Raw genomic sequence first — 11,765 nt, 5'->3', positions numbered from 1 at the left:
TCTGTAGCTGAATTACTCGGAAGCCGAAGAGTTCAGCGAGGACTTGAACGCTGCGTCAGCCGAGGAGGTGCCTGGGCGCTTTTCCAGCGTCCACCCCTCGGAGTTGCGCTGCGGTGCCACAGACAGTGCCAAGGCACCGGCCGGGACGTTCTTGCGGACGATGGCTCCGGCTCCGGTGTAGGCGCCGTCCCCGATTTCAACCGGGGCAACGAATACGGTGTTGGAGCTGGTGCGCACATGCGAACCGATCTTGGTGCGGTGCTTCTTTTCGCCATCGTAGTTTGCGGTGATGTTGCCGCAGCCGATATTGGTGAATTCACCGATTTCAGCATCTCCGGCGTAGCCGAGGTGCGAGAGCTTGGAGCCACGGCCAATCGTGACGTTCTTGGTTTCGTAGAAGGCGCCGATCTTGCCATCCGCACCGAGGTCGGTGCCGGGACGCAGGTAGGCGAACGGGCCAACCGAGGCGCCATCAGCGATGCGCGAGTCGGTGGCGTCGGTGCGCTTCACGGTAGCGCGCTGGCCAACAACCACGTTGGTCAGGGTGCTGTCCGGGCCAACAGTGGCATTGGCGCCGATGATGGTCTCGCCGTGCAGCTGGGTGCCTGGCTTGAGGGTGGCGTCCTGGCCGATCATGACGTCAGCGTCGATCCACGTGGTCGCCGGATCAACGATGGTCACGCCCTGGCGCATCCAGAATTCGGTCTTGCGCTCGTTGTAGATGCGGGCCAGATTGGAAACCTGGACGCGGTCGTTGGCGCCCTCGATCTGCCAGCGGTCAGCGATCTGCGAGGAGGCGACGCGGCCACCGCGTGCGCGGGCGATGGCGAGCACATCGGTCAGGTACATTTCGCCCTGCGCATTTTCGGTGGTGACCTCGGTCAGCGCCGAACGCAGGATCTGGGCATCGAAAGCGTAGATGCCGGAGTTGATTTCCTTGATCAGCAGTTCTTCTGCCGAAGCGTCCTTCTGCTCGCGGATTCCTGCCACCTCGCCCTGTTCATCGCGCAGGATGCGGCCGTAGCCGTTAGGGTCATCCAATTCGGTGGTCAGCACGGTCACGGAGTTGCGGTTCGACTCGTGCGTAGTAACCAGTTCCTGGAGCACCTCGCTGGTGAGCAACGGCACATCGCCATAGGTCACCACAACGGTGCCTTCAAGCGATGGGTCCACGGCTTCCAAGCCCAACTGCACGGCGCGGCCGGTACCCGGGATTTCATCCTGGTCGGCAATGGTGATGGAAGGGAACTGTCCCAGAATGTGCTCTGCGACCAGATCACGCTGGTGGCGGACCACCGCTACCAGGTTCTGCGGCTCCAACGCGGAAGCCGCGTAGAGTGCGTGGCCAATCATCGACCGACCTGCGATTTCATGCATGATCTTCGGCTTCGCCGATTTCATGCGAGTGCCAGCGCCGGCGGCTAGGACGATGACAGCTACTGGTGCGTTGACCTGATCACTCAAGTGCATTCTCCTGCAAATTGGATTCAAGGTTTTGGGCAGAGAAGTAAAACCTCAAAGCAAGTCTATCGCGAGCTCCGGGGTGCGCTGAAACTGGTTAAAAAATAAAAGCGCCACTTGCGTGACGCTTCATCATTGGTTCCGCCCCTAGGATTCGAACCTAGAATGCACAGCTCCAAAGGCTGGCGTGTTGCCATTACACCAGGGCGGAAAATGGCTTGCGCAGGTCATGCCCGACAAGCACGCTAATTATTCTGCCATGATCAGCCCGATGTGCGAAATCGCAAAACACCGTAGCTAAACTCACTTTTATTCTCTGCTTTAAACTGCCCAAGCCCCCTGGCACGGCACACGCTCAGATGGTCCTGCCAGGGCCTCGATTTGCTCCCGGAACGTAAAATGGAAATTGTGGCTCATTTACTCGGGGGCGAAGCCCTACATCTGGAATATCCCACCCATGTCGTTTTCGACTCGGTAACCATCGGCATTTCCGATGGCGACCGCATCGGCCTGGTGGGTCGCAACGGCGAAGGCAAGTCCTCGCTGCTCGGCATGCTCTCTGACAGGATCGAGCCCAACTCCGGGCGTGTTACCAAGCGCAACGGCCTGCGCGTGGGCGTGCTGGACCAGTCGGACACCCTGGATCCCGAAGCGACCGTGCACTTCTGCGTGGTGGGCGAGATGGACGACCACGAGTGGGCCGGCGAAGCGCGCATCCGCGACATCATCTCCGGGCTGGTCGCCGACCTGGACTGGGAAGCGAAGGTCAGCACCCTCTCCGGCGGCCAGCGCCGCCGCGTGGCTCTGGCCGCGCTGCTGGTGCAGGACTGGGACGTCGTCATCCTGGACGAACCGACCAACCACCTGGATGTCGAAGGCATCTCCTGGCTCGCCGAGCACATCAATAACCGCTGGTCCAAGAACGCCGGCGGCCTGATGGTCGTCACCCACGACCGCTGGTTCCTCGACGCGGTCTGCACCACCACCTGGGAAGTGCACGACCGCCTGGTCGAGCCCTTCGAGGGCGGTTACGCCGCCTACGTGCTGCAGCGCGTGGAACGCGACCGCATCGCCGCGGTCACCGAAAACAAGCGCCAGAACATGATGAAGAAGGAACTGGCCTGGCTGCGCCGCGGCGCCCCGGCCCGTACCTCCAAGCCGAAGTTCCGCATTGAGGCAGCCAACCAGCTGATCGCCGATGTCCCGCCGGCACGCAACCCGCTGGAGTTGCAGAAGATGGCCACCAGCCGGCTGGGCAAGGACGTCATCGACCTGCTGGACACGGAGGTCTCCTTCGGCGCCAAGCAAGTACTCAAGCCCTTCACCTGGCGCATCGGCCCGGGCGAACGCACCGGCCTGCTCGGTGCCAACGGTGCCGGCAAATCCACCTTGCTGGGCCTGATCGCCGGGACCGTGGAGCCAACTGGCGGCAAGATCAAGCGCGGCCAGACCGTGAAGCTGGCCGTGCTGGACCAGCAGTTCCGCGAACTGGAGCAGATCGGCCAGGACAAGGTCCGCGAAATCCTCGCCCGCTACCGCACCACGTTCAATGTGGATGGCAAGGACCTGACCCCGGCCCAGCTGCTGGAGCGCCTGGGCTTCTCCTCGGCACACCTGTCGACCAAGGTTGCTGAACTCTCCGGCGGCCAGCGCCGCCGCTTACAGCTGCTGATGATCCTGATGGATGAGCCCAACGTGATGATCCTCGATGAGCCCACCAATGATGTCGATACCGACATGCTGGCGGCCCTGGAAGACCTGCTGGATTCCTGGCCCGGCACCTTGATCGTGGTCTCCCACGACCGCTACCTGCTCGAACGCGTCACCGACCAGCAGTACGCGATCCTGAACGGCAACTTCCGCCACGTGCCCGGCGGCGTGGACGAGTACCTGTTGCTGCGAGCTGCCGAAGGTTCCACTGGCGGGTCCAATCCTTCGCAGGCTTCTTCCGAAACTGCCGCCAAGCCTGCTGGCCCTTCGGGCGCAGAGCTGCGTGCCGCGCAGAAGGAACTGAATGCCAATGAACGCAAGGTCGGCCAGCTAGAGGAAAAGATCGCTAAGGTCCACGCCAAGATGGCCGATCATGACCAGAGCGACTATGAAGGGCTGGGCAAATTCACCGCTGAGATCAACGAGTACCAATCGCAGATCGACGAGTTGGAAGAGCGCTGGCTGGAACTGTCCGAGCTGCTCGGATAGCGCTTCTGCCTTGACGCAGGCGAAGGGCTCGGAAACTTTCGGTTTCCGAGCCCTTCGCTGATCCACTAGTTTTTGCCCCATCCGCCAAAGATCGTGGCAGACTGGCGAACATGGGAATTGTGATCATGGAGGGCCGGTTGCTGTGCGCGGACGCGGCTGAGGCTGAATTGGTGGAGAAATTGCTGCCAGAGCATATACGCCTCACCAAGGCGGAAAACGGCTGCATTTCTTTCTCTGTCACGCAAACCGGCGATCCCTGGGTCTGGCTGGTGCACGAGGAATTCGAAGACAGTGCCGCTTTCCAGGCCCACCAGCAGCGGGCCGCGAAGAGCGAATGGGGCCAGGCTACCTCCGGATTGCAACGAATCTACAAGATCAAGGGCTTATAGCCAGGTGCATTTTGAAGCCCACATGCGACGCGGTAAATCCTAGCCCCTCGTAAAAGCGGTGCGCGTCCTGGCGTTGCGCGTCGCTTGTCAGCTGGACCAGCGGAATTCTCTTGCTTTCGGCTTCGGAAATGGCCCAGCGGATCATTTCCGTTCCCAGGCCCCCGCCGCGCAACGCGCTGGCCACGCGCACTGCCTCGATCTGCATCCGCTTCGCTCCCCTGCGCGCAAGACCCGGCAACATGGTCAGCTGCATCGTGCCGGCAATGGCTCCGTCATTGCCCTCCACCACGATCAGCGTATGCGCTGGGTCTGCGTGAATCTCGTTGAAAACCTCCAGATACTGTTCCCCGGCGTCCCCAGCGTCCGCATGCTCTGCAGGACGGATCTCATCATCTGCCATCAAGGCAATGATCTGGGCAAGATCCGTAGCCCGTGCTTCGCGCAGCAGGTAGTTCTGGCCGCGTGCCGACAAGCTGCAGGCGCCCATGGGCTCCTCGCGCACCTCAGGCACGGGCCCTGGGCGCACGCGCCGCACCCACCGAGAAGGCCATGACGATGATTCCGGCCGCTTGCAGTGCCCAGCCAAGAATTCCGGCCTGCATCAGCGTGATCATCAAGACGCCAGAAATAATGAGCACAAGTGCTAGTGCGCACACATAGATTCCACGTTTATCAAGTCCCATGGCCACAGCCTATGCCCCAGTGTGCCAGCGCTCAAGGCTTTCCGGTGATCCTATCGGCCAGCACGGCCAGCGGCGAGGAACTCCCCCGTCCCTTCAGTTCGCTTCGATCTGCGGCACCATAGGCTGCATAGAGCCCCTTGGTTGCCAGCCAGCGCAGTGGTTCCGGCTCCCATTTGCGCACCTGGTGATTGACCCACGGCAGATTGGCCAATTCAGTGCTTTCCCCGAGGATCAAGTCGCGCAAGGTTCGTCCGGCCAGGTTCGCTGCGCCGACCCCGGTGCCGACATAGCCGCCGGCCCACCCCAGTCCGGTCGCCGGGTCCAGCCCGACGGTAGCGGCCCAGTCCCGCGGCACTCCCAGTACCCCGGACCAGGCATGATCGATTCTCGAATTCCGGGTCTGCGGGAACATGCGGTGCAGGATTTCCTGCAGTCCCTCCACGGTGCTTTGCGGCGTCTGGCCATCGGCATCCGTGCGCGAACCATATTTATACGGCACTCCCCGGCCTCCAATGGCAATGCGGTTATCCGCGGTGCGCTGGGCATACATGTAGACGTGGGCGTAGTCCCCCAGCACCTCGCCGTTGTTCCATGCCAGTTCGTCCCAGATGGATGGAGCTAGCGGTTCGGTGGCAATCAAGGACGAATTCATCGGGAGCCACAAGCGCTTGTGTCCTGCTAGCCCGGCAGTAAACCCTTCGGTGGCACGGATGATGTACTCGGCGTCCAATGACCCACCGTCGAATTCGATGCGGCGTGCGCGCAGTGTGGTGGCGCGGGTGTTTTCATAGATCCGTACGCCGAGCCGCTCCACGGCTTCGGCGAGTCCGCGTACCAATTTTGCAGGATGGATTCTGGCCGCGTGCGGATGCCACAGCCCGGCCCGGGCATTGGCGACGTTGATCTTGCCTTGCGCTGCCTCGGCTTCCAGCAATTCGGTCTGCGTGTGTTCCCATTGCGCGTCGGCCATGGCATCGGCGCGCAAGCGCTTTTCCTGGGCAGGGGTGTAGGCAACTTCGAGTTCGCCGCCCTGCAGGATATCTGCATCGATCCCCTCGGCAGCGCACACCTCGATGACCTCGGCGACGGTCCGGTTCATGGCCAGCTGGAAGTCATTGACTGCTTGCCTGCCATGGGATTTCAGGTAGCGTTCGCGGCCAGCGGTGATGGTGTTGGTCAGCCATCCCCCGTTGCGCCCCGAGGCGCCGTAGCCCACGTGCCGGGCTTCGAGGATCGTGATGCGAAGATCCGTGTTGGCCTTGGCCAGGTAATAGGCGGTCCACAGTCCGGTGAACCCGGCACCGATGATGGCGACATCTGCGGTGCCCTGACCGCGTAATTGCTGGCGTGGCTCTGGCAGGCCGATGTCTTCCCACCAGTGCGAAACGTGTCCATTGAGCATGTTGTATTCCGCCCCAGATCCAAAATGAATGGCTCTCAATAATTGCTTTGGGATTCAGCCTAGGGCCGGGCCCAGGGCGCAACAAGAGGGGTGGCGGAAAATGATGCAAGAAATCCCTGCCCGGCCCAAGGCCAGACAGGGACTTCCGGAAAAATTATTCGGAAACGGTAATGTGCGCTCCGGCCGCTGGAGCGGTCACCGGGATGGTAGCGACGCCCACCTCATCGCCCAGCTGGGCCATGACCTCTTCAGCATGCTCGGCATCTTCGACCAGCAGAGCCAAGGTCGGCCCCGAACCGGAAACCATGGCTCGCAGGGCACCGGCGCCTTCTGCCATATCGCGCATGGTGCCTAGTTCCGGGGCAAGGGCCAAGGAAGCCTGGGTCAGGTCATTGGCCAGTGCCTGGGCCAACGCTGGCGCGTCCGAAGCCATCAGCGCTTCGATGACCGCTGGATCGATTTCCTGCGGGACTTCGATCTCCGTGCCGGAACGCAAGCGATCGAGCATGCCATAGACTCGCGGGGTCGACAGGCCAAAGCTGGCCGGGATCAGCACCCAATGGGTCTTGGCACGAGTCAGCAACGGGGCAAGCTTGTCGCCGATGCCCAGGCCGATGGCGGCCCCGCCCATCAAGGCGAAAGGCACGTCAGCACCGAGGCGTGCGCCCAAGCGGCCGAGTTCTTCCCGGTCCAGCCCGGTTCCCCACAATTCGTTGCAGGCTACCAGGGTGGCCGCCGCGTCTGCAGAGCCTCCACCCATTCCGCCGGCGATCGGGACGCGCTTGGTGATGTGCAGGTTCGCTCCGAGGCTGCAGCCCGTGTGCTCGCGAAGCAGCTGGGCTGCCTGGTGCACCAGATTGCCTGCACCCAGCGGAAAGCTTTCCGGTTCGGAGACCACAGGGGAATTCGGTTCCAGGCTCAGCTGCAATTCCCCGTCGGTGCGCAGCGTCGCTTCAATCTGCTCGGCCAGGGAAACCGCAACGTAGAGGCTCGCCACTTCGTGGTATCCGTCTTCGCGAGGAGGACCGACCTTGAAGTAGCAGTTGATTTTGCCCGGTGCGGTCGCGATGACACGCTGCTTAGACATGCTCATGCCTCGCTAGCTGGAGCTTCAGCCGGAATATCCTGTGCGGCACGGGCAATGTCGATGTACTGGTCAATATCCAGCTTCTCGCCGCGTTCCTTCGGATCAATGCCTGCTGCAACCAGGATCTGTTCTGCACGAGCACCGGAGCCTGCCCAGCCGGAGAGGGCAGCACGCAGCGTCTTGCGGCGCTGGGCGAAGGCTGCATCGATGATGGCGAAGACTTCCTTGCGATCCGGGGCATCGCTGCGGTCCTTGTCGCGGGTGAACCCCACCAGGCCGGAGTGGATCTTCGGAGCTGGCCAGAAGACGTTCATGCCGATCACGCCAGCCTTGCGCATGGTTCCGTACCAGGCGCCCTTCACCGATGGGACGCCATAGATCTTATTGCCCGGGGTGGCGGCCATCCGGTCGGCAACTTCGTCCTGCACCATGACCAAGCCATTGCGGATGGACGGGAAGTGCTCCAGCAGGTGCAGCACCACCGGGACGGCAACGTTATAGGGAAGGTTGGCGACCAGCGAGGTTGGCTCGCCGGGAAGTTCGGTGACCTTCATGGCGTCGGAAAGGATCACGGTCAGATCGTCTTCTCGGCCAGGGCGGAACTCGGCCATGGTCTGCGGCAGTCGCTTTGCCAGGGGTGGATCGATCTCCACGGCCACGACCTTGGCGGCGGCATCCATGATGCCCAGGGTCAGGGATCCTAGGCCCGGGCCTACTTCCAGCACTGTTTCGGATGGGTCGACTTTGGCGGCGGCGACAATGCGGCGGATGGTGTTCCCATCGATCACAAAGTTCTGCCCCAGCGTCTTGGTAGGGCGGATTCCCAGCTCTTCGGCCAGACGACGGATTTCGGTGGCCCCAAGCAGCGGCAAAGATTCCTTAGACATCACAAATCCAATTCTAGTTCAGCTAGATTGATCCAAACATAACAACGCGACGCATCCACCGTGATGGTGGACGCGTCGCGTTGTTATTCGGCTTTTGCTTTTAGCGCAGGCCCAGCTTGGACGAGCACGATGGCCAGTGGCCCCAGCCACCTGATCGACGCAGCACTTCAGCTGCAGCGATCTGCTCCTGCGGAGTTGCCTGGTGCGGCAGCGGTGCGTACTTGGTGCCACCCACATTGCGCCACGACGATGCAGAGAACTGCAGTCCGCCGTAGTAGCCGTTGCCGGTGTTGATCGACCAGTTGCCACCGGATTCGCACTTGGCCAGGGCAGCCCAGGTCGAGGAGATGCTGCCCGGGGTTGGAGTGTTCTTGGAAGTTGAAGTTTCCTTCTTCTCTTCCTTGGTGCCGACACGGATTTCCTCGGCAACGGGCTTCTTGGTGACCTTGGACTTGAGGACTTCTTCCTCGCCCTTCTTGCCGTTGCGGGTTTCCTGGCGCAGGGTCAGCTCACGCTCGCCCTTCTTGCCTTCGGTCTTGACCTCTGTGTCGCCCTTATCCAGCGAGCTGTCCTTGACCTTCTTGGTCTCGAAGTCGATGTCGCGCGTTTCGTCCCAGGTCTTGACCGTAACGTCGATCACCTCGACAGTGGTGCCCGCGGCCAGCTTGACGCTGTCCTTGACGTCCTTGTCGGTTTCGTCCTTGATCTTGACGTTGATTTCGTCGTTGCCGTCGACCTTGATCTTCTCGTCGGCAAGCAATTGCTTGACGGTCAAGGCAGTCGTTGCGATTTTCTTCTTCTTGTCCTTGACGACCAGGGTCATTTCCTTGGGCGTGATGACATCCAATTCATCGCTCAAGGCTGCAAGCTGCATGTCCTCATCGAGGGAAACCTCGGAACCCTTGTCCAGGTCGAGCTGTTCGACCACGTCGGCAACGGTCATGCCGGTAGTGTGCACAACGCGCTCGGTGCCATCAACAGTTACTTCGATCGACTTGTTGCGCTTGATATCAACAAGCTGCTGGTCGGCAAGCTCGGAATCCAGTGCTGCGGAGATCTCGTCGCGCTCAGCCAAGGCAACGTCCTGCTGTTCCAGCAGTGCGCCAACGGTGGCAGCACGGGTGGTGATTTCCTGACGCTGGCCGTCCACCGACATGACGACCGATTTCTGGCCAGAAATATAGAAAACAGCACCGGCAATAACCACGGCTACGGCGAGCGCCTGAGCCAGGTATTTCACCCAGGTCTTCTTGAGCAAGTGAGTCACGGTAATGAGGTCCCCATCGTTTGTAGACCCAACTGCGGAAATCCTGTCAGGATCTCCGGTTGGGCCCGGCAGTGTTCGCTGCCTGTCCTTCAGTCAAAGTTGCGCCGTGTTTCCACTTGCAGCAAGGCGTGAGGATCAGGCTGTCCTGAACACACCGTGCCGAAAATAGGCGGGGGCGGTACCGGACATCTCATCCACCGTAACCGAATTGTTATATTTGTGGCAAGTATCCTGTAACGAGACACACAACCTCCGGGTCTAGAATTCTCCGTACACTTCTCGCGTATTCGCATCGATCCGGGTGCAGAATTCGGCCAGATCGATCCCCTTGCTTTCCGCCAAGAACCTAGTCGTGTACGGAATCATGTAGCTGGCGTTCGGGCGGCCCCGGAAGGGGTGCGGCGTCAAGAACGGTGCGTCGGTTTCCACCAGAAGCAGTTCTGGATCCGCCAGCGCCAAGGCCTCGCGAAGATCATGCGAATTCTTGAATGTCACAGTTCCGGAGAACGACATGTACCAGCCGTTGTCGTTGCAGATTCGGGCTAATGCCGCGTCCCCAGAGAAGCAATGGAAGACCACCTTCCCCGGCAATGGCGCGTCCTTGAGCACGCGAACCACGTCCTCATGGGCATCCCGATCGTGGATCTGCAGGGCCTTGCCCTGCTCCACCGCAATGCGCAGATGCTCCCGGAAGGAATGCTCCTGGGCGCCCCGTCCGTCTTCACCGGTACGGAAGTAGTCCAACCCGGTTTCGCCAATTGCACGCACCCGCGGATCCGCGGCAAGTTCTTCGATCCGCGCGATCGCTCCTTCCAGCTCCCCGCGTTCAGCCAGACGCGCGGCATCGTTGGGGTGAATGGCTACCGCGGCCAGGATATTCGAGTACTCGTTAGCTACCTGGACCGCGTATTCCGATGACTCCACGTCGCAGCCGACCTGGATCAGCCCTTTCACGCCAACAGCTGCCGCCGCCGCCAGGGCATCGGCAGCCGTGACCTTCACAGTTCCGTCAAGGAAATCCAGATGCGTATGGTTATCGACCACTGGCACTGGAAGCGCTTCTGGCGCTTCCGGGTACTGCAAATTGCGCTGGCTTCCGCCCTTTTCATTGCCAGAAGCACGCGACCGCTCCCCCTGCTCTGCTGCAGCGGCTTGCTCCGTCGGGCGGTAGGCCTCGGGAACCAGGGTGGGATCAGTGTGCTTCTTCTTGGACACGGTTATCCTTTGCGCGTGAATACTGGGATCGAATCTGTGGTTAATTGTGGCACCACTAGGGGTAGCAACAACAATCAGGTGCTCAGCTCCCGGTAGTTAGGCTCTGTTGCTGGACAAAAGATCCCCATATGATGTGATGCAAGACCCAATTGAATGAATGCCGCGGCGATCGATCTTGCCAACGATTCGTTCTTCAGGAGGAACCGCGCATGAGTGCAAACCGAACAGTGCCGTCGCTTGATTCGGCATTCCAGTCCAATTGCCAGCGCATTTTCGATGCTGTCCAGAGCGTCATCACCGGAAAGCCGGAGGCGGTGACTAGCGCATTGACGGTCCTGCTGGCACAGGGCCACCTGCTGGTGGAAGACGTTCCCGGGGTCGGTAAAACCATGCTGGCCAAGTCATTGGCGCGCAGCGTCAATGGTTCGGTGCACCGCATCCAGTTCACCCCGGACCTTTTGCCCAGTGACGTCACCGGTGTCTCGGTTTACTCCCCGCAGACTCACGAATTCACTTTCCATCCCGGACCGGTCTTCGCCAATATCGTCATCGCCGATGAAATCAATCGCGCGAATGCCAAGACCCAGTCGGCATTGCTGGAATGCATGGAAGAAAAGCAAGTCACCGTCGATTCGATCACCCATCGGCTGGAGCAGCCTTTCATGGTTGTGGCCACGCAGAACCCGGTGGAATCCGAGGGCACATTCGCCCTGCCCGAGGCGCAGCGTGACCGATTCATGGCACGGCTTTCGCTGGGTTACCCACAACGCGATGCCGAAATCACCATGCTCACCGGCCGGCACCAGTTCGACCCATTGGAAGCACTGCAAGCCGTGGTGCAGCTGGCTGATCTGGGATACATGATTGAGCAGGTTAAAGCGGTGACGGTCACCGAACGGCTAGGCGCCTACGTAGTGGATCTGGGCCGAGCCACACGCGAGCACCCGCAGGTGGCGCTGGGGGCCTCGCCTCGCGCACTGATTCAGTGGGTTCGCGCGGCCAAAGCCCATGCCGCGATTCATGGACGCGACCACGTCTTGCCAGAAGACGTTCGCAGCGTGGCCCAGATGGTGCTGAACCACCGGTTGATCCTGACCCGGCGAGCGGTTGCGGACGGCTTGGATGCCAGCGCCGTGATCCAAGAGCTTGTTGCCAGCACCCCCGTGAGCTAACGG

General features: G+C 61.1%; 11 protein-coding genes and 1 tRNA gene. 3 read left to right on the top strand and 9 right to left on the bottom strand.

Annotated features, from left to right (window positions below):
- Positions 1-12 precede the first annotated feature (12 nt).
- Both glmU and ACIOTL_RS10740 read right to left on the bottom strand, forming a co-directional pair.
- Entirely contained in the window at positions 13-1,464 is a 1,452-nt protein-coding gene (glmU, locus tag ACIOTL_RS10745; protein ID WP_400342585.1) for a bifunctional N-acetylglucosamine-1-phosphate uridyltransferase/glucosamine-1-phosphate acetyltransferase, read from the bottom strand.
- 133 nt (positions 1,465-1,597) lie between these two features.
- Positions 1,598-1,672: transfer RNA gene (locus tag ACIOTL_RS10740), tRNA-Gln, on the bottom strand.
- Positions 1,673-1,869: 197 nt separating this feature from the next.
- On the opposite strand from ACIOTL_RS10740, the gene ACIOTL_RS10735 reads away from it, so the two are divergent.
- Both ACIOTL_RS10735 and ACIOTL_RS10730 read left to right on the top strand, forming a co-directional pair.
- Positions 1,870-3,660, top strand: coding sequence for an ABC-F family ATP-binding cassette domain-containing protein (locus ACIOTL_RS10735; protein ID WP_105661906.1), 1,791 nt, complete (start codon positions 1,870-1,872; stop codon positions 3,658-3,660).
- A gap of 110 nt (positions 3,661-3,770) precedes the next feature.
- Positions 3,771-4,049 (top strand): antibiotic biosynthesis monooxygenase, encoded by a 279-nt coding sequence (locus tag ACIOTL_RS10730; RefSeq protein WP_332503802.1) that lies wholly within the window; start codon positions 3,771-3,773, stop codon positions 4,047-4,049.
- Here the strand turns inward: ACIOTL_RS10730 and ACIOTL_RS10725 are convergent.
- The 7 genes from ACIOTL_RS10725 to ACIOTL_RS10695 form a co-directional block, all read right to left on the bottom strand.
- Positions 4,036-4,536 carry a GNAT family N-acetyltransferase gene (locus tag ACIOTL_RS10725; protein ID WP_400342583.1) on the bottom strand — a complete coding sequence of 167 codons (501 nt, stop codon included), beginning with the start codon at positions 4,534-4,536 and terminating at the stop codon, positions 4,036-4,038. The two genes, ACIOTL_RS10730 and ACIOTL_RS10725, sit on opposite strands and share 14 nt — an antisense overlap.
- Positions 4,537-4,552: 16 nt before the next feature.
- Positions 4,553-4,732: a hypothetical protein gene (locus ACIOTL_RS10720; protein WP_332727321.1), complete on the bottom strand. Its 180-nt coding sequence runs from the start codon at positions 4,730-4,732 to the stop codon at positions 4,553-4,555.
- Between the two features lie 31 nt (positions 4,733-4,763).
- On the bottom strand, positions 4,764-6,134 hold the full coding sequence (locus ACIOTL_RS10715) for an NAD(P)/FAD-dependent oxidoreductase (RefSeq protein ID WP_400342581.1): 1,371 nt from the start codon (positions 6,132-6,134) through the stop codon (positions 4,764-4,766).
- 154 nt (positions 6,135-6,288) lie between these two features.
- Positions 6,289-7,221: a 4-(cytidine 5'-diphospho)-2-C-methyl-D-erythritol kinase gene (locus tag ACIOTL_RS10710; RefSeq protein WP_400342580.1), complete on the bottom strand. Its 933-nt coding sequence runs from the start codon at positions 7,219-7,221 to the stop codon at positions 6,289-6,291.
- A 2-nt stretch (positions 7,222-7,223) separates the two neighbouring features.
- Positions 7,224-8,108 carry a 16S rRNA (adenine(1518)-N(6)/adenine(1519)-N(6))-dimethyltransferase RsmA gene (gene rsmA, locus ACIOTL_RS10705; RefSeq protein WP_105657482.1) on the bottom strand — a complete coding sequence of 295 codons (885 nt, stop codon included), beginning with the start codon at positions 8,106-8,108 and terminating at the stop codon, positions 7,224-7,226.
- A 100-nt stretch (positions 8,109-8,208) separates the two neighbouring features.
- Positions 8,209-9,375: a transglycosylase family protein gene (locus ACIOTL_RS10700; RefSeq protein ID WP_400342578.1), complete on the bottom strand. Its 1,167-nt coding sequence runs from the start codon at positions 9,373-9,375 to the stop codon at positions 8,209-8,211.
- A gap of 258 nt (positions 9,376-9,633) precedes the next feature.
- On the bottom strand, positions 9,634-10,590 hold the full coding sequence (locus ACIOTL_RS10695) for a TatD family hydrolase (RefSeq protein ID WP_400342576.1): 957 nt from the start codon (positions 10,588-10,590) through the stop codon (positions 9,634-9,636).
- 209 nt (positions 10,591-10,799) lie between these two features.
- On the opposite strand from ACIOTL_RS10695, the gene ACIOTL_RS10690 reads away from it, so the two are divergent.
- A complete protein-coding gene (locus ACIOTL_RS10690; protein WP_105657479.1) occupies positions 10,800-11,762 on the top strand; it encodes a MoxR family ATPase in 963 nt (320 codons plus the stop codon).
- The last annotated feature ends 3 nt before the right edge of the window (positions 11,763-11,765 follow it).

The sequence above is a fragment of the Glutamicibacter sp. NPDC087673 genome (genome assembly GCF_044743255.1).
Lineage (GTDB): Bacteria > Actinomycetota > Actinomycetes > Actinomycetales > Micrococcaceae > Glutamicibacter.
Note: the sequence above shows the minus strand (reverse complement) of the source record. Positions and strands in the feature narration are given on the sequence as shown.